Source organism: Streptomyces sp. NPDC047028, from assembly GCF_040644095.1.
GTDB lineage: Bacteria > Actinomycetota > Actinomycetes > Streptomycetales > Streptomycetaceae > Streptomyces.
Window position 1 is genome coordinate 1 of sequence record NZ_JBEYVS010000066.1, and the last position, 19902, is coordinate 19902.

A 19902-nucleotide genomic window follows, 5' to 3' on the forward strand; every position below is an offset into this window, starting at 1 on the left:
GCCGCGGGGCGAGGACCACCGGTTCGGGCTTCGGCGCGGCCTTCGGCGGGGTGGGCGGCTTCTTCGACGGCGTGGGCGCGGGGTTTCAGGGGGTGTTGGGCTCCGCCATTCGAACCGAGATTCGCCGTGGGCGTCCGCAGGAACGGCGACGCAGAACCACCGGTCTCGGTGGTGGGGTGCTCCGACTTCGGAAGCTCGAAGGCTGATCCATTTAGCGTCATACCCGCTCTCGGCCAGCCCCGCGAGGACTTCCGCGAGCCCGCGCGTCCGGATCGCGGCAACGTTTTCCAGGAACACGACTTCGGGTCGAAGGACGCGAACGGCGTCAAGGACGTTGAACCAGATTGCTGACCTTGAATCGCTCAGCCCCCCTCTTCGTCCGGCGTTGCTGATCCCCTGGCACGGGAAGCCCGCCGTGATGATGTTGATTTCTCCGATGAGTGCGGCCCAGTCGATGGCCTGAACGTCCCCCAGGTTGGGGGCGTCCGGGTACCGGGCCGCCAGGATCTGGGAGGCGTACGAATCGTTCTCCGCGACGTAGCGCACGCGCTCCCCGGTCAGTGCCTCCACGGCGAGCCCCAGCCCCCCGTACCCGGCACACAGCTCCAAAATGGGCATGACGAGCCCACCCCCCTTACGCGTGGGCCTACTTGGCGAAGATGCCGGGACCGGCCGGCGCCGCGTCGTCCACCGCCTGGCGGACACCTACGAGCGCGATGCCCCGGTTGGTCTTCTTGCGGACAACCCCGCGCTCCTCCATGGCTCCGAAGAACGCGCGCCGGGTCCAGATCTCTTTGGCGGGCAGGTTCTCCGCCGTGCACCAGTCGAGATAGGAGTTGAAGGCGTCCCCGCCCGGCATCTGGGCCGCGTCGTCGCGCTCAAGGACCCCGGGAAAGAAGCCGCTCAGCGCGTCGGAGGTCTCCCGGTACTCCCGCGTGGCGTCCGCGATGACCGGCGGGTCCTGAAGCCCGCCCGCGTACCACTCCATGGCGCCCCGCACCGCCCAGGCCGCGATGCCCTCCGCCTCCGCCGTGAGCTTCTGGTCAAGGTAGGGGTCACGCTCCTCCGGGGCGAACCACCGCGTGAAAGGCAACATCTTCACGCGGCGCCAGAGACCTTCGTCCTGGCCCCGGAAACGGGGCTTGTGATTCGTGGACAGGACGATAAGGAACGAAGGCTTGAACTCGAAGAACTCTTGCCTCATAAACCGGGCGGACATCATGTCCTTGCCGGACGCCCTCTTGAGGATGGCTTCCGACATCGGCTTTCCACTCTCGCCTTCGCTCGCCATCACGAGCCGGCTGCCCCGAAGCGCCGCGATGTCGTTCGGGATTCCGCCGCTGGGCCGCTCCTCGAAGGTGGCGAACGCGGTGGTCTTCGTGACCGACCGGAACACGTTGGTCAGCGTGTCCGTGGCCACTGACTTGCCGTTGGCACCCTTCCCCCACAGGATCACGAAGCATTGTTCGGCCACGGACCCCGTGATGCCGTACCCCACTAGCCGCCGGAAGTAGTCGGCCAGCTCCGGCCGGTCGGGGAAGACTTCGAGCAGGAAGGAGAGCCACCGGGGGCACTCGGCTTCGGGCCGGTAGTCGATGTCCAGCGCGTACGTCAGGAGATCGTTCTTGTCGTGGTCGCGCAGCTCCCCGGACCGAAGGTCCACCGTGCCGTTGGCGAAGGTGAGTAGGTCCGGGTGGGCGTCGAAGGCGGACGCGTCCACGTGAACGGAGGGGACCGCCCGCAGCTCCCGTATCAGGGAGTCGATGTTCCGCGTCAGGGTGAAGCCCTGGGCGGTCTTCTGAAGGCGGGCCCCGGGGTCGTCCTTGGCCTCCCCGCCCTTCTCCGCGTGCTCCGCGCTCAGCTCAGCGGCTGCCACGGTCAGGGCGGCGCCCATGTAGTGGATGGCCTGACGGACGCGGGTGTCACTGCGCTCCCAGACCTTGCCGGTCCACATGTAGAAGCCCAGCCCCGGCGCGTGCTTGATCGTGCCCCGCGTGAAGGCAACGAGCGCGTGAGCGTTGAGCACGTCGGACGAGCCGTAACGCTCCGCGAACTCCGTCATGAGGCGGACCGCGCGGGCGGCTTCGTCGGCGTCCGGGACGAGTGCCCCGGTGGTCCCGTCCACGAGCGCGGAGCCGGCGGGCTGGACGGGCCGGGCCGCCTTGACCGCACGGTGGAGAGCGGAGGGGAAGACCGCCGGGTCATCCTCGCGCCACCGGGTCAGGTCGTGACCGGCGGTGGGAATGTCCAGCACGAAGACGGACACCCCGTGGGCGGCAAGGCCCTCCGCCAGGCGCTGGGTGAACCCGGCCCCCGCGTCGTCGTGGTCTCCGGCAACGATGACCTGGGAGCCCTTGAGCCCTTCGGCCAACTCCCGGATCAACTCCGGGCTCCCGGCCAGACTCGCGCCCCGCACGGCCACGGAGTCGTAGCCCACGGACGTGGCGGTGAGCGCGTCTCCCGGCCCCTCCGTGAGGATGGTGACCCCGTACCCGCCCCCGCCACGAAAGACGCCGTAAGCGGTCCAGCGCATCCCTTCGGGGTTCATCAGGCTCAGCCACCGCCCGGGGCACTGCCCGGTGAGGTCCCGACCCTGAAGCCCCCGGATCACCCCGGAGAAGTCCCTCAGCGGCACCGTCAGGCGCGGGTACGCCAGGAACGAGCGGGACCGGTAGGGGAAGTCCTCGATGGTGTCCCCGTCGTCCACGCCAAGTAGGTGGTCGGCGGCTCCGTCCATGTCGAGACCGAAGCGGCTTGCCGCGTACTGGGCGGCGCGTCCGGCGGCTTCGTCGTCCAGCCTCCGCAACAGGGTGGCGGACTCCTCAACGTAGCGGGCCAGTGCTGCGGTCTCCGCGACGCCCACGAGCTGGGGGCGCACGGACGAGACGGTCAGACCCTCCCCGCCGGAGTTGAACAGGTCCGGGAAGCGGAGCCCCACGGCGCCGATCACGTCTTCGGTCCGGCAGCCGGCCCGGCAGGTGACGCGGACCTTGTGGTCATCCCCGCGCCAGATCCGAAGGGACGGACGGGAATCGCCGTGCGCGGGGCACAGGGCGAGATAACCCCCGTCCGCCTCTTCGGTGACCTGGGAGAACCGGGCGAGTAGGTGAGTGAACAACATGTGTGCGTACCTCCTTCACCCGGTCTCTGGGGCGCGGATTGCCCGCGCTACAGGGCCGTGCGGAGGTCCGCCACAAGCTGGGCGAAGCGGGCCACGTCGGTGGTGAGGTACCACCGGGTGGAGTCGATGCCGCGTACCGCCGGGGCGAAGGCGTACCGCTCCCGCATCTGGGCCGTGGTCAGCCCCATGGCCACGCGGACCCGCGTCCACGTCCTCACCCCGAAGTGCACGCGGCCCAGGCGGACGTTGGCCCGCCGGAGCTTGTGCACCACCACGCCGTAGGGGTAGCCCGCGTGGAACGCCTCAACGTGCGCCTGCCGGAGCCATGTCGGGACCGCCGGGGACTTCACGTCCTTGCACTCAAGGACGAACGGCGGACAGTGCACGTCACCCACGTCCCGGGCGCCTTCCTGGGCGGCCCGCCTCACGTTGAGGGCAGAGAAGATGTCCGTGAGCCTGCCCGTCTCGTCCACGAGCCCCAGGGCTTCGTTGAGGTGATCCCGTACGGCGGACTCCCACGCGGTCCCCCGCGCCTTCGACGGGTTAGCCAAGGTCGGCCCCCTGACGGATCACGGCTCCGCGCGCCATCGCATGGGCCACGGCGTCCAGATAGCGCGTCCAGTCGGGACGTTGCCGCCAGTCGTCCCGCAAGTGGATTTCGTCCCCGGCGCACGCTTCGCGGATGTCCCCCAGCGGTGGCGCGTCCCCGGCGCTGATTTCGTAGATCAAGGTTCCCCCTCGAACCTACTCACGTGAGTAGGTTGGAAATGCCGAAGGGCCGGAGCGGCAACCCCAGCGGGTTCCGTCCGGCCCTTCCGTGCGGTCTACGCGTCGCGCTCGCCCGTCACGTTGGACAGGCACAGCCGCGCGTGTTCGTTCGAGATCCATTCCTTCCGGAGACGCTTACGCGGCACGAAGCCGGATTCCGTCCCGGTGGGCTGGACGAGCAGCATGGGGCGAAGGATGCCGTCCACCTTGCGGACGGTGACCTTCTCAACGATGGCGTCCGCCAGGCGGACCCTGTTGCCCTGGCGGGCCCCGTAGGTGATCAGGTCTCCCCGGTACAGCTCGTTGCCCGCGTAGTCGGAGACCGTCCCGCGCCTACCCATAGACGAACTCCTCTTCGTCCACGCCGAAGCGTCGGCGCCGCTCACTGATGACGTGCGGGATCTCCCCCGGCTTCCACTCCCAGAGGGGGGCCTTGACCGCCGGGTCCGGCAGGGACCGCAGGAGCGTGGCGAACTCCCCGGTCCCCGCCTTCGCGGTCAGGAACGAGCCGGGAAGGTACCCGCTCAACGCTCCTCTGCAATCGCGTCGTTGTAGGAACCCAGCACCTCAATCACCGGCTTGCGGAAGTCCACCTTGATCCCGGCGTTGTTGGTGTAGCTGACGTGTTCCAGGGTCAGCCGGCACAGGGCCTCACCCTCGACGCGGTCAAGGTCGTCCTTGACTTCGTGGATGACCTCCGCCAGGGTCCACGCGGACGCGATGAGCTTCCCCTTGCCCAGCTCGTAGTCATGGGCCAGACGGAAGCTGACGTTGATGGACGGGGCCGGGCCGATGCCCTGGCGGGCCGCTTCCTTGCGCTCACTCATGAGCTTCGGGCAGCCGCACGGCTCCCCCTTGCGCTCCGGCGGGGACAGGAACGCCACACCGTCGCACTCGTGGACCGGACCGGTCCGGCCCCAGAGGATGAGCTTGTCCTCAATGGCCTTGCTGCCAGCAAGGACGATCTCCACGGACGGGGTGTCCGTGAGGATCTGGAGATTCATCTCCTTCGTGGGGTCGTACTCCTCGACGGCGCCGCCCAGGAGCTGGGCCACCGCGTCGGCAACGGTCGGGTCGCCGGTCAGCACGCGCCAGTTGGCGAGAGAGACCGGCTTCTTCTTGACGACCATGCCGGACCGGAACTGAAACACGTAGTCGTTGCTGAACTCGTGCTCCGGCTTCGGCTTCGGCTTCGCGTCCGGGTCGGTGGCGAAAATCTGAAGCGCCATGCGCTATCCCCCTGGGGTGTCGGTTGATCAGGGGGAAGGGCGGGGCTCTGAGCCAGCCGCGCCTTCCCCCTTCACCCGGGGTCTAGGGAGCCCATTGCCCACAGGCTGGGGATAACGCGAACGCCCCCGGCAACCGAAGTCACCGGGGGCGGGTACTACTTGGCGCGGCGCTGGGTGCCGGTCACGAGCTGGGCCGCAGCCTGGGCGATGGCACGGCCTATGACGGTCTTGGACGTTTCACGGTCCCAGGTGAAGATCTCCCGGAGCCGCAGGAAGGTGGCGAACACGTCGGCGGAGTCGATACGAACGGGCTTGAACGCCCACGTCTCGTCCGTGATGTGGAGAACGCACGCACCATCGAACTCCGGCATGGGCTCACTCACGCCCTGGGCGTCGATGATGCGGTCAGCGTGCGCGTACGCGGACATCTGAAGCGCCACGTCCGGGTAGGTCGCCTTCGATGTCTTCCAGTCCGCGATCACGGTGTGACGCTCCCCGGAGCGGTCCGGAGTCGGCTTCCCCTCTTCGTCCAGCCACACGTTGAGGATGGCGTCAAACGAGCCGGCATAGTTGTGCTGATCACTCCACGCCACGTCTTCGGCGCGGACCAACTCCGGGTTCACGGCGGTCAGGAACTCCGCGAAGTTGTCGCGGTACGGGATCAGGTCCGGGTGCACGCGGCCCAGGGCCTCACCCCGGATCATGCGCTCAAACAGATCGTGGGCGTCCGACCCCACGTCGGCCCGGCGCTTCGTGTACCGCCTGGCGGCGCCCTTGAGGTAGTCAACGGCGCCCTGGCGGTCGCGCTCCGCCATCTGCTGAACGAACGGCAGGGAGTCAACCGCCAACTCCGCCACCATCTTGGCGTTCCAGAACGCAAGGAACGGCTTGGGCAACATGCTGATGATGGACGTGACGCCGGGGACCTTGAGGTCAGGCTTTTCGGGGTCGAAATAGAAGCGACTCCCGCTTCGGCTGATGGTGCGGATCTGGCCCATGGGCCGGGCCCCCTTCGGGCTCGTGGTGGGTGGTACACCACGGGTCTGGGGAGCGCATTGCCCAGGCGGTGACGGAGTGACGCGGTGGCGCGGCCTCCGGGATGCCTACTAGATGTTGGTGGTTGGTCTTCTATCCGGAACAGAACCTTTCGTCATACCGGCACTTCGTCACCGCCTCGCGCCGAACACGATGAAGCCCCGCCGGTCCGCTGGGGACTGACGGGGCTTCGGGGCCGGGGGTGGCTAGATGGCCTCCTTCAGGGCAAGGGCCCGGTCCGCCAGCTTCTGAAGGTTGTTGCGGACCTTGCGCTTCTGGGTGCCGTTGAGCTTCGCCGCGTTCTTCTCCGCCTTCTCCAGCTCCGCCGTGATCGTGGTGAAGTAGTTCTCAAGGCGGGCTTCGGGCGTCAGCCTGGACTCATCCGGCTGCCCGCCCTCAAGCTCCTTCGCGGCGGCGCGGCGGGCCCGCTCGATCTCCGTGCGGCCCTTGCGCGGAAGCTCGATGTCCTTCGACGCGTACAGCTCGTAGACCGCCTCCATGAGGCTTGCCGGGTTGTCCTCGGTCTCCTCTTCCTTGGCCTTGACGTAGGCGGCAGCGGCCTCCGGGTAGTACCGCGTGACCTCCTCAAGGCCCGCCTCCTTGTCCACGTCGAGACCACGCAGGTACTCAACGAGAACGTCGGAGCGCTTGTTCTGGACGGAGCGCTTCAGCTCGTCCAACGCGTCCGCCCGGTCCACGTCGTCCACGGCGAGCGCATCGCTTACGCGGTTGTAGATCATCTTGGCGCGGTCGCGGGTCGGCTTCGCCCCGGCGTTGAGGTCCGGGAGGCCCCGGTACTCACTTTCCTTGCGCATGGCCAACATGATCTGGAAGACGGTCTTGCCGATCTCCCGCATCTTCACGCCCAGGCTGATCCCCTCAAGGGCCGCCTCCGCACCCTTGGTAATCAGGGCTTCCATCTCCGGCGTGATGACGGTCCCTTCGAGCGGTTCACCTTCCGGCTTCGCCAACTCACCGGCGGGGGCGTCCCCGCTCTCCTGGGCGTCCCCGGTGGGCTCGTCGGCGGGAAGCTGCGGTTGTACCGCCACCTTGAGCGCGTCGCCCAGCTCCTTGCGGAGCGCAACCGACCCCTTGCCCTTGATCTCCTTGAGAAGCCCCTCCGTCTCCTCAACGATCTCGGCAATGGCGCTCTCGTCCCCGCCGTTGGCGACCATGGCGCGGATGCGCTCCAGGTTGCCGTTGACCGTGGCCTTGATCGCGTCGTTGGCGGTCATCTCGTACTTCTCCCCGGTGTCGCGGTTCTCAATGGTGATCTGTAGTTCCGACTCGCGCCGGCGGGCGGTCTCGAACATGTCCAGCGCCGCCCGGCGCGCTCCCTCTTCGTCGGAATGCGGGTGCGCGGCTTTGATGCCGTTCCCGACCCAGACGAACGACAGGCGCCACGGTAGGCGCTGCCCCTTCTTCGGCATGGCTGCCCTTCTGGGAAAACGATCACGTCCCGCGATTCCCCCCGGGCCGTGTTTTCTGGAAAACCGTAGCATCAACTGGGCGGGCTCATAACCACTTTCAACGTACTCACGTGAGTAGCTTGATACGCAGAAAGCCCCCCACCCGTGAGGGTGAGGGGCCATCGGTCACCGGTAGCTGACGAGCCGGTCAGCGGCGCAGCGCAGATCCGCCAGGGTTCCGGCGTTGGTGAGCGTCACGTCCGCCGGGTGGGCGTCAAGCTCCGTCTCACTCTCGTGGGACGCGTTGGCGCCCAGGTGCGGGGCGGAGGGGCGGTTCACCCGGACGAGTGTGAAGCCCCGGTTCTTCAGGGCCTGGGCCTCGTTGACGTGTCGCACGTCGGTCACGACCACCGGGAGGTTCCAGGAGTCGGCCACGGCCACGCGGTCCATGGCGAGCCCCACCCAGTAACCCGCGTCCTCCTTGCGCACCGCCGACCCCATGCGCTGAAGCGTGCGCCGGATCTCCGGGCTTCGGCGCTTGGCCCCGTCCCAGCCGAAGCGGTTGACCACGTCGGACAGGCGGACCGGGACGGGCCCGTACCCGGCGGGCTCGTAGGTGACCACCGGGTCAACCCGGAGGGCCATCTCCTTGAGCGGGTCAGCGAAGGCCACCCGCGTGAACGCCCACCGGCGGACGAGCCGGCGCCCGATCTCGTCCTTGCCCGCCCCGGCCCGGCCCATGAGTGCGATGTGTCGGTACGTCATCCCAGTCCCCTTCGGTGATGTGCTCTCACCGGGGGTCTGGGGTGCCGATTGCCTACGGCCGGTACTGGCCGGTGTACGCGGCCAGGGTCTTGCGGTCCTCAACGCGCTGGACCGCCTCACCGGTGCCCAGCACCGCCGCGACCACGCCCAGGATGAGCGCGGACGGGATGGACGGTACGAAGTGAGCCACGAGCGCCAGGAGCGCCACGGCCACGGTGTAGATCCGGGCAACGTGCTTCTGTGCGAACTCCACGATCATGCGGGTACCCCCTGTAGTTGCTGTGAGTGATGATGAGCGCCACGCCGTGGGCCAGCTCGTCCACGGCCGGGCTCGTGCGCCGCCTCTGGCGGCACGCTGGGTGACGGTCAGACCGCCGGGACCTTGAGCGCGTCCCACTGGCGCTTGCCGGGCCAGCCGTCGCAGTACGCGGCAGCGTCGCCCAACTTGCGCTGCCACTTGCGGAAGGACTCCTTGTCCGCGTCCGTCCACTGGGGGCCGGGGCCGGAGGAGTAGGCGGAGCATCCCTCAGCCACGAGCCGGCGGCCCATGGCCGTGACGAGCGGGCCGTTGGGCTTGCCCTTGAAGTACGCCTCACCGGGGAACGGCGCGTACTTCGGCGCGCTCGCCTTCGTCTTGAGCTTCTGGCCGGGGCGGATCACATAGGGCGCCTTGATCCCGTTGAGCTGGGCCAGGGTCTCCCACTTGATCCCCAGGGCCTTGCCGATGCCGGACAGGGTGTCCCCGTCGCGGACGGTGTAGGTCCCGGTGGACGGGGCCGGGGAGGAGCCGCCCACGATGGCCTTCGCGCGCTTCAGGATCTCCGGGAGCTGGGCGACCACGCGGGAGCCGGGACACGACGTGTGCCCGCCCCAGGCGCTTCCGCCCATGCCGTGATACCCCAGGCCCCTGCCGTTCGGGTCGGTGGTGAGCTGAAGCGGAGCACCGTGGGTCTTGTGGGCCCAGGCGAGCACTTCGGCGCACCGGGAGAGCTGGGCGTCCGTGAGCGCGTCCCCGCCCCGTCCCTCGTTCTCGATGCTCAGCCACGTCCGGTTGCCGCCCGCCTGAGCCCAGGCCCGGTTGGCAGTGTCCACCCACTGGCAGAGCTGACCGGCCCGGCTCGTGCCGAAGTGGCTGGACGCCTGGGCCGCCGGGTTGCGGAACCACGAATCGGTACCGGCGTAAGAGCCGTCCATGATGTGGATGACCACACCCCTGACGGAGTCCTGTCCGCCGGCTGTGTAGTTGGTCGGGATGGGCTTCCACGTCGCCCCGGAAAATCGCGCCATGCGCGTGCCCCCTCGTTCGTGCCGGGCCCCCGCCCGAAGTCCGGACGGGGGCGCGTTGCACTGGGGGTCTGGTGGGTCGATTGCCTACGCGATGGCGGCCCAGAACCTGTTGGAGCCGTTCTCCACGGCGCTCAGGGTGATGGACGCGGGGGCGGACGTGGCAGCCGTGCCGGATATGGAGCCGTACCGCTTGATGTTGTTGAGCCCGAAAACGTTGGGCGGAGAGCCGAACGCGGAATCGGCGCACAGCATCATGGGCCCGTCACCGGCCGTGGCGTTGTACCGGAAGGACCACGCCACGTAGTACACCCCGGCGGGCAGGGACGCACTGGCGGTGAGCGGGGCGGACACAGTGGCGCCGCCCGCGTTGTGCACACCGGCAATGACGGTCTCGCCGGTCAGCGCTGCCGTGGTGCCCACGCGGGTGCCCGACGCGTTGTAGATGGCGCCCCAGGAGCCGGCGACCATGCCGCCCGCGTACCCGCCGAAGTGCCAGACGATTTTGGTAATGGTCTGGGTGCTCTTCAGGTTGACCGCCGTGACGCGGAGCGTGGCGTTGCCGGGGTAGATGGGCGTGCTCATCCCAACCGCCGGGTCGAACGCCCACGCCTTGAGCCCCAGGTCACTGGGCTCCCACATGTGGTCCGTGGGCACTTCCAACGGGAGCTGGGCCAGGGGCAGGCGGGTGCCCCCGTCCAGGGAGGCCACGCCGTTGGCCGTGCCCCGGGCGGTGGTCGCCAGGGCGGACACGTCGGCGGCAACCAGGGTGACGGTCGGGCCGCTCTTGCCGTTGACGGTGGTGACCGCTCCGGCCGGTATGGAGAGCTGGGCGGCGGGAACCTTGCCGGAGTCGTCCAGCGTGGCCACGCCTCCGGCCACTCCCCGGGAGCTGGACGCCACGGCGCCTACGTCGGCGGGGGTCAGGGTGATGGCCGGAGAGCCCGCTCCCTTGCCGTTGACCGTGATGGTGATGTCCGGTCCCAGGCTGCCGTTGACGCTGTTGACGGAGCCCGCTCCGGGGTCGCCCTTGACACCCTGGGGGCCCTCCGGTCCGACCGGGCCCCGGATGCTGCCCTTGCTCGTCCAGCCGGAGCCGGACACGTACAGGTAGACGCTGCCGGTGTCGGTACGGACGGCGAAGTCCCCCGGCACGCCCACCCCGGAGGCTTCGGAGCCGGAGGCGAAGGCGTACACCTTGCTTCCGGGCGTACCGGCGGCCCCGGTGTCGCCCTTCGGGCCGGGGACGGTGCTCGCCGCTCCGGTGTCGCCCTTGACGCCGGGGACGCCCTGGGCGCCCGGGTCGCCCTTCGGTCCCTTCAGGTTGCCCACGGGGTTGCCCCAGCCGGACGCGCTCCGCTGCCAGATGTCGCCGGAGTCGGAGCGAAGGAGGAGGTCTCCCGGCTTCGCGTCCGTGCTGGGCGTGGTCGTGTTGTTCACGAACCACTGAGATCCGTGGATGTCCGCTCCGGCCTTCGCCCAGGCGCCGCCGCTCTTGCGCCACATGGTCACGGTCGTATGCGTGAGGCCCAGAAGGGTCCGGGTGTCGTACTGGGTGTACCAGTCGTTATCGAGACCCAGCGATGCCGCCGGGGCCCCGCTGCCGGTGTAGATCTGGGAGCCGGGCACGGGCACATAGTTCGGGGTGGTCGGGTCAGCCGGCGCCACGTCGGCAAGGTCCACGTCCGGGACGTTCTTGGGCAGCAACAGGGCGAAGGTCCGGGCGCCAACCACCCCGGCAAGGTTCTCCTTGACGGTCCACGCCCAGCCGCTGGGGTTCATGTCCGGCGCGTCCGTCGCGGGCAGGCTGACGGAGAAGCCGCCGTTCTCGTCCAGCGCGGCCACGACGGGCCCGGCAATGAACAGGTCGGAGGCGGGGAAGGTCAGGAGCCCCGGCGGGGTGAAAGTGACGGTCCCGCTGAGCGAGCGTCCATCGGGGCCCCGGTAGCGACCGTGAACCCGCACGGTCGGGATGCTGGACGGCAGCGGGCTCGTGTCGGTCGGTGTGGTCATGCGTCCCCCTACGAAAAAGGGGCATCCAACCTACTCACGTGAGTAGGTTGGACACCCTGTGAAACGGTCTTACGGACGGGCCAGGAGTTGCGCGACCTGGGCCCGGAGTTCGGCGTTCTCACGCCTCAGCTCCCGGACCTCTTCGCGGAGCCCAACTAGCTCCTCCGCCTGGCGCTCCGCCTTCCTGGCCCAGGCTTCCGCCTCTTCCCGCCAGGCTTGACGCATCCCGGTTTGCCACCGGTGAAGCACCATGCCGACGAAGACCAGAAGGGGAGCGACGATCTCAGCGGCCCCGTACAGGCGGGCCAGATCCATGAGTCCCCCTAGACGCTGAAGTACGGCTCAGTGATGTCCGGGTCTCGGACCCATCCGCCGTTGGTGCCGCGCCGCCAGTGCCACCCGTACGCGGTGGCCTCCGGGATGCGCTCTTGCGGGAGGCCAACGCAGTAGTGCATGGCCGAAATGCTGTAGGACCCTTCGTCCCTGTTGGGCACCGTCACGAAGTCGGGCGCCCACGGGCTTCCGTCTCGGTACGTCGGCACCCACCACCACTTGCCGTTGTCGTCCTGCTTGTAGCCCCAGTTGAGGATGTTGCCGCTGACTGCGGCGCCCTCCGTTGCGGCAATGGCGTAGATGGTCTGGCCCTTCGGGCTCTCAGGGCCCTTCTTGTAACGGTGCTGAAGTTCGATGGTGTAAATCGTGGTGTCGTCCGCGTAGTCCCAGCCGTACGGGATGCCGTGGACCCACCGCAGCACCACCACGCCCACGTTGCGGGTCGTGTTGCCGGTCAGGCTCAGCGTGGCGGACGCGCTGACAATCTCGCGTTGTGCATTGCCCGTGTGCCGGAACGCGGCAAGGCGGACCTCCGCCTCACGCTTGCCGGTGAGGAGCCAGTCCGTGATGAACTTGACCTCCACCCGGTCGAAGGTCAGTCCGGTGGCGTTGGAGATTCCGACAGAGGACCACACGTTGCCGCCCACCGGGGGACGCCCCTGGGCGGCCCACTCGATGACCGGGTACCGGTCAAACTTGTTCACGGGGGCCGGAGCCCGCTCGATGGCGGAGAGCCGGCGCTTGACCTCCGCCAGCTCGTTCACCAGGGACGGCGGTACGCCGTTAGCTTGGGTTGGCATTGCTCCACAGCTCCTTACTGGCGAGCGCCAGGCGGATGGACTCCGTACCGTTCGCGTCCACGGCCGTGGCGCATTCGGTCACAACGAATTCGTCCAGGAAGGCGACGTAACCCGCGTCCGCGTCCACGGCCACGTAGTCGCCCGGGGCGAAGTCCAGCGGCCCGAACTCACCGGGATAGAGGGTCAGTTCAGGGATGGCGGTGGGGACCGATCCGGCGTTGACGGTGGCCTGGGCCTTGCCGATGAGCGTCTGTGTCTCTTTCACGTCGGCCCAGGTGCCGACCATGACGCGCTCAGGCATCCGCGCGGCCAACTCCGTGTTCTCGAAGATGCCTACGAGCTTTTCGCCGTTGCCCTTGTCGGCCCCGGTGGCGTAGGCCACGGTGCACAGGGCGGTTGAGTCGTAACTGACCCGGGTGACATCGCAGTTCGCGCGGTGGGTCAGGGTCCGGGTCGCGGAGCCCGTGCGGCTCGTCATGACGAACCGGTGGCCCACCTTGACGTTGGGCGTGATCCAGTACGGCACGTAGCGGAAGTTGAAGCCGCCGATGTTGTCGGCAAGCTCCTCGATGGCCTCCCCGGCGTTCTTCAGCTCGTAGCGCGTCCACACCGTGGTTCGCTTCGCGCCGGTCGCCTTGATCGTGTCCGTGGCCGTGCCGATGCCGTTGTCCGCGTTGAAGTACGCGAACCACGCCTTGAGAATGTCCGCCTGTTCGACGGTGCGGGAGGTCCAGCCGTTGACGAAGACCCGGCCCTTGTAGTGCGAGTGGAAGCCGGAGGCCCCCAGGGAGAGCGTGCCCGCCGCGATGTCTGCGGAGGCGGTCCACACGATCCCGCCCCACACCGGGGCTCCGTCCCGCAGGATGACGAGCCCGCTGATACCCGGGCTCAGTACCTCCGGGTTGGCCTCCGGCGCGAAGAGCGGGACACCGACCGTCGCGGTACCGGCCGCGTTGAGGGTGTGGGCGAAGGAGATCCCGGTCACCGGCAGGCGGGTGACCACCGCGCCGGTCTTCACGTTCGTCTGTACGACGGTGTACCTGGGCGCCGCCATCACACCCACCGGTTTCGCCAGGAGAAGACCGCCGTGGTGGCCCGGGTGGTCGCGCCGCTCGTCAGGCTGAGGCGGTGTTCCCCGAAGCCGTATTCGGGCCAGACGGACCCCGGGGTGATGCGGTCGTTGAACAGGGTGCCGGTGTCGGTGGCGGTCAGCCGCTGGGCCGGTGAGTTGATGGTGAGCCCGCCGGCCAAGGGGTTCATGCCGAAGAACTGGCCGGTGATCTCGTCGGTGAGGACACAGTCCTTGGCGTTGTCCAGGGTGATGACCGGGAAGGCGGGCACGGAGCCCAGGGAGGTGAAGCGGAGTTTGGGTGTGGACCCCTGCCAGGGGCTGGACAGGGTCAGCGTGGTGAGCGCGTCCGCGTAGATGTGCGGGTCCGTGGCGAAGAGTTCGATCACCACGTTGCACACGCGGTGCGCGAAGTTCAGGTCAACGGGCCCGGAGCGCTTGCGCGGGCGGGCGTTGACGAAGGCGGTGGCTCCGGCGGCAAGCCCGGGGAAGCGGAAGCGGAGAGGGCTCTCCGGCCCGCCGACCGTGAACGCGGCGAAGACCCGGCCCAGCTCCTGGGCGAACTCCTCGTCAGTGGCCCCGTAGACCTCAAGGGTCAGGGTCACGGTCCGGCCGTTCATGTAGTCGTCACCGGGGTAGAGCCCGTGTTGCTGCACAAGCGTGAGGTCCGAAGACCGCACGTCCGGCAGTGACACGAGCCCGTCAACCGCGACGATGGACACGGCGGAGTCAGGCTCCCCCATGACGAGTCCCGCGTATTCGGCGGTCCAGTCGTTCAGCTCCGCCATGTCCATTCCCCCCTTCAACCTACTCACGTGAGTAGGTTGGTTATGCGGTGCGAAGGGCCCAGGCGACTTCGCGCCCGATGGCCCAGGGGTCCGCCTGAGAGCGGACGTTGACGACGACTCCGCCCCCCGGAGCCGCGTGGTTCGGGATCACGTTTGATCCGCTGGGCAGGTGCACCCACTCCGGCCCGCGCTCGCCCACGCGGGTCAGGCCCTGGGTCGGTCCGCCCATGGCGCGCACGTGGGGGATGGGGTTGTCCGGGATGTCGATGGACAGGGCGCCCCATCCCAACTTGTTGGGGATGGCCCAGTTGAGGAGGTCCACCACACCGTTGACCGCACCCTTGGCCGCGCCGCTCACGGCGGAGGCCAGGCTTGAGGCGAATCCGCCCAGGCGGGAGAGCCCGTTCTTGAGCCCGTCAACGACGGAGCCGCCGACCCCCAGCGCCGCGCGGGCCACGCTTCCGGCCGCTGAGGAGATCCGCCCCGGCAGGGAGGTGAAGAACGAGATCACGGAGTTGAGCCCGTCGCGCGCCTTGTCGTAGACGTAGCGGAACGCGTCGGACGTGGCGCTCTTGATCTTGTCCCAGTGCTTGATCAGCAGCCCGGGGCCGCTGAAGTTCAGGAACAGGTTGACGAGCCAGGCGAAGATGCCCTTGACCTTGTCCCACAGCCAGTCCCAGGCGGCGCCGGTGGCTGCCTTGATCGTGTCCCAGTGCTTGATGATCAAGCCAACCAGCGTGAAGTTGAGGAACAGGTTGATCAGGAAGTCCGTGACACCCTTAATCTTGTTCCACACCCAGTCCCACGCTGCGGTGGTCCACTTGACGATGTTGTCCCAGTTGGTCCAGATCAGGAGCGCCAGGGCGACCACGGCCGCGATGACGAGCGCGACCGGCCCCATGGCTATCAGCCACGCGGCGGCCATGCGGCCCGCCTGTAGAAGCGCCTGGGCGCCCATGGCGATCCATCCGCCCACGACGATGGCGGCGGAGATCACTGCCTGTCCGGCAGCCTTGAGCCAGCCTCCGACCACCGCCCAGTGGGCCAGTACCTGAGTAGCGGCGCTCGTGGTCGCGGTGGCCGAAGAGGTGACCCACGCTATGCCGTTGGCTATCGCGGACTGGGTGGCCGTGACCCCCCAGGCGATGAGCGCCGGGAGGAGAAGGACCGTGATGACCCCGGCCACGGCCGTGATCGGGACCTTGTTGTCCCCGATGAACCGGCCCACGGCAACGGACGCGTCAATGAGATCGTCCAGCGCCGGGAGGACCGCTCCGCCCAGCACGTCCACCGCGCCCTGTTGGAGCGTGCGCCAGAAAGCCGAGAGCTTCGTTGACGCGTTGTCGTGCATGGTGTCGCCGGCCCGCTTCGCGGCTCCCTCGACCTTGCCCAAGCTCTTGGCGGCGGTATCGACGTTGAGGGAGAAAAGCGCGGCCCCCAGGTCTTCACCCGGTCCGCCGAAGAGGGTCTTGACGACGCTCGCGCGCTCCGCCGAAGCGGGCATCTGGCGAAGGGCGTCAAGAACCTTGTCCATGGCGGACTTCGCGGAGTCGCCTCCGGCCGCCACGTCCTTGACGATCTGGGAGCCGTTCAGCCCGATCGAGTTGAACGTTTCTTCAACCGCCTTGCCGCCCTGACCGGCAACAAGGCTGAACTCCTTGATTGCGTCCGCGACTTGATCCGCGTCCCTGGCGCCGCCCTTGAGGCCCTGGGAGATCAGTCCCATGGCCGTGGCGCCGTCCAGGCCCATCGTGCGGAAGTTGGTCGAATACTCGTTGAACGTATCCGCCAAGTCCTCAGCCTTGTTGGCGCCGTTCTGGGCGCCCCGGGTCATGATGTCGAACGCTTCTTCCGCGTTCTTTGCAAGCCCGGTCTTGAGCATCTGGGACACCGCGTGGGACGTGGGCCCCACTTCGTCGCCCAGGACGTTGGCCACGTCCATGGCCCGTTTGCCGACGTTGGCCAGCTCGTCCGCCGTGGCGTCCGCCGGGACAAGTCCCTCTTGCCACAGCGCCTTGAGGGCCGCGTTGGCATCCTCGACGGATTCGCCCCAGCCGGATGAGTAGATCTCTCCGGCCGCCTTGCCCAGGCGCTGGGCCTCCGCCGGGTTGGCTCCGAGCTGGGCCGCCAGGAGATCGTTGCCCTTCTCCTGGGCCATGGCCTCATTGAGACCGGCCAGGAGCCCGCCCGCGATGGCGGCGCCGGCGAGCGTGGCGGCTCCCCCGAAGCGCTCCCCGAAGGAGCCGACTTCGTCACCGGCGTCCGCGATGCCGTCCGCCACGGCGTCGCTCAGGCCCCCCGCCTGTTCGGTTGCCTGCCGTAGCGCTTCCTCCACCTGATCCGCGAAGGACGTTACGTCCGTGGCGGACCGCTCAAGGGAGGCGGCAAGATCCGACTCATCCCCGAGCAGGGTGATAGTGATGGGCTTCGCCACCGGTCCCCCCGTGCTATGTCATGACCGGCGTCCGCCGTTCCCCCGAAGAGCCCTGGGACGTGCGCCCACGGGACGCGCGTCGGCTCTGTTTGTTCTGCGCTTCGATGTCCGCCGACATCTGGTCAACCAGCGCGTTGAAGTCCCGCAGGGGTAGGGACCGCACGTCCGACCATGTGAGCCCACGGAAGTGGGACACGAGCCGGGCGCACGCAACTACGCGCTGGGCCCGGTAGGGTCCGTCTTCGCCTTGCCCGGCTTGAACTGGAGACGGAGCTTGCCCGCGTCCTCGATGGAGAAGCCCGGATCGGTCCGGCGCTTGAGGACCACGGCCATGGCCCGCAGCATCGGGCCCCGGCGGGCTCCGGGCTTCTTCAGCTCGTCCAGCGGGGCGCCGGTGACCTCTTCGATAATGTCGATCTCGTCAATCGTGAGACTGTCGAGATCCAGCGACAGGAGTTCGCCCAGCTCACCGCCCACGGCCTTCGCAACCGGGTGCGCCTGGCGGACGGTCTTGACCGGCCTCTTCTGTCCCATGCCTAGTCCCCCTCAAGGTGCTGACGGACCACGGCGCCTATCTCGCGCTCGTAGGTCTCGGAAACGGCATCGCTCTTGCGCGCCATGGCCCGGTACAGGAATCTGTTGGGCCTGATCCCGCGCTTCGGATAGCCGAAGTGGATTGCCGCCGCGTACGGGACGCGAGCGGCTGAGCCCGCCTTCACGGCGGCGCCCTTGACGGAGGCGGTGACCTTGACGGACTTCGCCAACTTCCCCGGCTTGTAGCGCTTGCTGGACTTCGCGTCCCGCTTGCCCTTCGGGGCCGTTGACTCCGCCTCCGGCTTGACCACCTCCGCCGCTGCCTTGTTGGCGGCGCGGACGGAGTTGTTCAGGTCCCGGCTCTTGAGCCGGCGGACGTTCTTCTGAAGCTCACGGAGCCCGGTCACCCGGACCGTGTACGCCGATGTGCGGGCCACCGCCTCACCCCTTGTCTGGGGTGCCGGTTGCCTTGAGCTGGGCCGGGGCGGCGGGCTTCGGCTCCGTGTAGGTGGCCTTGATCGCGGCCTCACCGGTGCCCGGGTCCAGCACGCGGAAGGGAAGGGTGTGGACCGTCACGTCATCCGTGGACGCCTCCGGGGACTCCCCGGTGAACTGGATGGCCGGAGCCTCCACGCGGAAGCTCGTGCCCGGCGTGAGGCCCGTGAGGTCCACCCGGAGGGAGATCACCTCACCGGCAACGAACGCCTCGTAGAGCTTCAGGGACTCCCCGGTGAACTCCCCCTCAAGCTCACCCTCGTAGGTGGGCACAGCGGCGCGGACGGGCTTCTTCTTCAGGGCCGTGCCCCGCAGAAAGCGCCGGTCGGTCTTCATGCCCAGGTCTCCGGTCATGGAGAACTTCGACGCGTCCAGCGCCACGGCGGAGCCGCCCCGGGTCAGGGTCAGCGCGGTGCGCGACCAGTCGTAGGGTCGGGCGTCCGCCGGGTAGTCGATGGGTAGGGCCTCAGCCGGCGCGGTGCTGTGCGACACGTCCTGAAAGTCGAAGGACACGTTGAGCGTGACCGCGTTCTCAGTCTCGGCGGTCAGCTCCCACTCAGTGGCGACACAGCCCACGTGCCGGTAGGCCACCTCCGTGCCTTCGACGGTGGGCCGGATCATCTGGGCCGTCCACGACGGAGCGCCGCTCACGGTGGCGGTCTCGAAGCTGTGGACCCGGGTATTGCCCGTGTCGGTGAAGGTGTGCTTGTCGAACGCGGCACTCAGGAGAGCGGCAGCGCCCACGTCCAGGAGGTCAACCTCAAGCTCTCCCTCCCCGCCCATCTGAATGATGTTGCGGCGGTCCGCGCGGGCGGTCTGCATTCCCCGCCGGAAGCCCACGGACTCAATGAACTCCTTGGCCACCTTCCACGAATCCGCCTTCCCCTCGTACCCGATGGTGGATTCGGCGGGCGTGCCGTAGGTGGCCTCTTCTCCAATGCCAATGGCAGCGTCAAGCGCCATGCGACTTCCCCCTAAGTCGTGGTGCGTCCGCGAACTTTCACGCGGACGGTCAGGGCGCTGTACGCCCCGTCAGTGGTCTCGGCGGTCTCGACGGATGACGACTCCGGGCGGAGGTCCACGAGCCCCGCCACGGCGGCGCGGTCCACGGCGCGGCAGGCGTCGGCCACAAGCTCACGCAGCTCGTAGGCGCCCCGCTCAGCGGCCATCGGGTCGCCGGGGACAATCACCACCGCATGGGCTTCGACGTAGCCGGTTACGGCCGTGGGCTTGCGCGGACCGGCGCGCATGGCGACGGGCTCAAGCTCCTCGTCCACCGTGGCGCCCAACCAGATCTGGCGGCGCCGGTCGGACTGCCCCCTCTCCGCGAAGGTGCATTGCACCCCGGCGGGCACGAGCCCCCGGAGCGCTTCGAAGAGGGCCACCTTGGCGTTGAAGATCAACGACATGGCAGCCCCCTACAGGAAGAAAAACGGAAGCCTGACCCGGTACCGGTTGAGCTGGGCGTTGACCTCCGGCAGGCTCGTGGGCCGCCAGTTGCCGCCCGCCTGGGCAAGCTGGATTGATCCGAATTCGGATTGCAGTTGAAGGGCCCGGTCCGGGACGCGGGACACAAGGTCCAGCACGTATTGCCGGGCGATTTTGCGGACACACCACCGGATCGTTTCCGGGGCGGCATCGACGCCTTCCCACTTCCGACCGCAGTAGCTTTCGACGGTCTCAACGGCGTAGTCGATGGCTTCGCTGAGCGTGGCGTCCGAGAACTGGGCCGTGTCGTCCAGCCCGTCCAGCTCCCGGAGTTCGGCCACTGTGGCGTAGGACAAGACACCCCCAGGGCAGGGGTCAACCTACTCACGTGAGTAGG

The 19902-nt window shown here is 68.3% G+C and carries 23 protein-coding genes; all 23 read right to left on the reverse strand.

The features are described 5' to 3' along the window. On the reverse strand, positions 1-618 hold a 618-nt coding region (dcm, locus tag ABZ854_RS34370; RefSeq protein WP_361219158.1), incomplete at its 3' end, for a DNA (cytosine-5-)-methyltransferase. 28 nt (positions 619-646) lie between these two features. After that, entirely contained in the window at positions 647-3121 is a 2475-nt protein-coding gene (locus ABZ854_RS34375) for a phage/plasmid primase, P4 family (RefSeq protein ID WP_361219161.1), read from the reverse strand. Positions 3122-3168: 47 nt separating this feature from the next. Then, positions 3169-3672 (reverse strand): hypothetical protein, encoded by a 504-nt coding sequence (locus ABZ854_RS34380; RefSeq protein WP_361219163.1) that lies wholly within the window; start codon positions 3670-3672, stop codon positions 3169-3171. Then, positions 3665-3850: a hypothetical protein gene (locus tag ABZ854_RS34385; protein WP_361219166.1), complete on the reverse strand. Its 186-nt coding sequence runs from the start codon at positions 3848-3850 to the stop codon at positions 3665-3667. The genes ABZ854_RS34380 and ABZ854_RS34385 overlap by 8 nt, the downstream gene beginning before the upstream one ends. Before the next feature lie 95 nt (positions 3851-3945). Beyond that, entirely contained in the window at positions 3946-4230 is a 285-nt protein-coding gene (locus ABZ854_RS34390) for a hypothetical protein (protein WP_055582770.1), read from the reverse strand. Next, a complete protein-coding gene (locus ABZ854_RS34395) occupies positions 4223-4417 on the reverse strand; it encodes a hypothetical protein (protein WP_351739182.1) in 195 nt (64 codons plus the stop codon). The genes ABZ854_RS34390 and ABZ854_RS34395 overlap by 8 nt, the downstream gene beginning before the upstream one ends. After that, positions 4414-5118 (reverse strand): hypothetical protein, encoded by a 705-nt coding sequence (locus tag ABZ854_RS34400; protein ID WP_055582768.1) that lies wholly within the window; start codon positions 5116-5118, stop codon positions 4414-4416. The genes ABZ854_RS34395 and ABZ854_RS34400 overlap by 4 nt, the downstream gene beginning before the upstream one ends. A 155-nt stretch (positions 5119-5273) precedes the next feature. Then, positions 5274-6116, reverse strand: a complete 843-nt coding sequence (locus ABZ854_RS34405) for a hypothetical protein (RefSeq protein WP_361219171.1) — start codon at positions 6114-6116, stop codon at positions 5274-5276. A 243-nt stretch (positions 6117-6359) separates the two neighbouring features. Then, complete coding sequence (locus ABZ854_RS34410) at positions 6360-7583, reverse strand: hypothetical protein (protein WP_361219173.1); 1224 nt, start codon at positions 7581-7583, stop codon at positions 6360-6362. A gap of 165 nt (positions 7584-7748) precedes the next feature. After that, entirely contained in the window at positions 7749-8327 is a 579-nt protein-coding gene (locus ABZ854_RS34415) for a hypothetical protein (RefSeq protein ID WP_055582765.1), read from the reverse strand. Between the two features lie 52 nt (positions 8328-8379). After that, entirely contained in the window at positions 8380-8586 is a 207-nt protein-coding gene (locus tag ABZ854_RS34420) for a hypothetical protein (RefSeq protein WP_055582764.1), read from the reverse strand. Between the two features lie 107 nt (positions 8587-8693). Beyond that, positions 8694-9614, reverse strand: a complete 921-nt coding sequence (locus tag ABZ854_RS34425; RefSeq protein ID WP_361219176.1) for a peptidoglycan-binding protein — start codon at positions 9612-9614, stop codon at positions 8694-8696. 84 nt (positions 9615-9698) lie between these two features. Continuing rightward, positions 9699-11624 (reverse strand): hypothetical protein, encoded by a 1926-nt coding sequence (locus tag ABZ854_RS34430; protein ID WP_361219178.1) that lies wholly within the window; start codon positions 11622-11624, stop codon positions 9699-9701. Between the two features lie 69 nt (positions 11625-11693). Further along, a complete protein-coding gene (locus ABZ854_RS34435) occupies positions 11694-11939 on the reverse strand; it encodes a hypothetical protein (RefSeq protein ID WP_361219181.1) in 246 nt (81 codons plus the stop codon). An 8-nt stretch (positions 11940-11947) separates the two neighbouring features. Then, positions 11948-12757, reverse strand: coding sequence for a hypothetical protein (locus ABZ854_RS34440; protein WP_361219184.1), 810 nt, complete (start codon positions 12755-12757; stop codon positions 11948-11950). Beyond that, complete coding sequence (locus ABZ854_RS34445) at positions 12741-13811, reverse strand: hypothetical protein (protein ID WP_361219187.1); 1071 nt, start codon at positions 13809-13811, stop codon at positions 12741-12743. Before ABZ854_RS34445 ends, ABZ854_RS34440 begins: the two co-directional genes overlap by 17 nt. Continuing rightward, complete coding sequence (locus tag ABZ854_RS34450; RefSeq protein ID WP_361219189.1) at positions 13811-14614, reverse strand: hypothetical protein; 804 nt, start codon at positions 14612-14614, stop codon at positions 13811-13813. Before ABZ854_RS34450 ends, ABZ854_RS34445 begins: the two co-directional genes overlap by 1 nt. A gap of 40 nt (positions 14615-14654) precedes the next feature. Next, positions 14655-17048, reverse strand: a complete 2394-nt coding sequence (locus ABZ854_RS34455; protein WP_361219192.1) for a phage tail tape measure protein — start codon at positions 17046-17048, stop codon at positions 14655-14657. Between the two features lie 213 nt (positions 17049-17261). Beyond that, the gene (locus ABZ854_RS34460) at positions 17262-17582 is read right to left on the reverse strand and encodes a hypothetical protein (protein ID WP_361219194.1); all 321 of its coding nucleotides are present in this window, start codon (positions 17580-17582) and stop codon (positions 17262-17264) included. Between the two features lie 2 nt (positions 17583-17584). Then, complete coding sequence (locus ABZ854_RS34465) at positions 17585-18019, reverse strand: HK97-gp10 family putative phage morphogenesis protein (RefSeq protein WP_055582759.1); 435 nt, start codon at positions 18017-18019, stop codon at positions 17585-17587. Between the two features lie 4 nt (positions 18020-18023). Further along, a complete protein-coding gene (locus tag ABZ854_RS34470; RefSeq protein WP_361219197.1) occupies positions 18024-19040 on the reverse strand; it encodes a phage tail tube protein in 1017 nt (338 codons plus the stop codon). A gap of 11 nt (positions 19041-19051) precedes the next feature. Further along, positions 19052-19486 carry a hypothetical protein gene (locus tag ABZ854_RS34475; protein ID WP_361219199.1) on the reverse strand — a complete coding sequence of 145 codons (435 nt, stop codon included), beginning with the start codon at positions 19484-19486 and terminating at the stop codon, positions 19052-19054. A 9-nt stretch (positions 19487-19495) separates the two neighbouring features. Further along, positions 19496-19846, reverse strand: a complete 351-nt coding sequence (locus ABZ854_RS34480; protein ID WP_361219202.1) for a hypothetical protein — start codon at positions 19844-19846, stop codon at positions 19496-19498. Between the last annotated feature and the right edge of the window lie 56 nt (positions 19847-19902).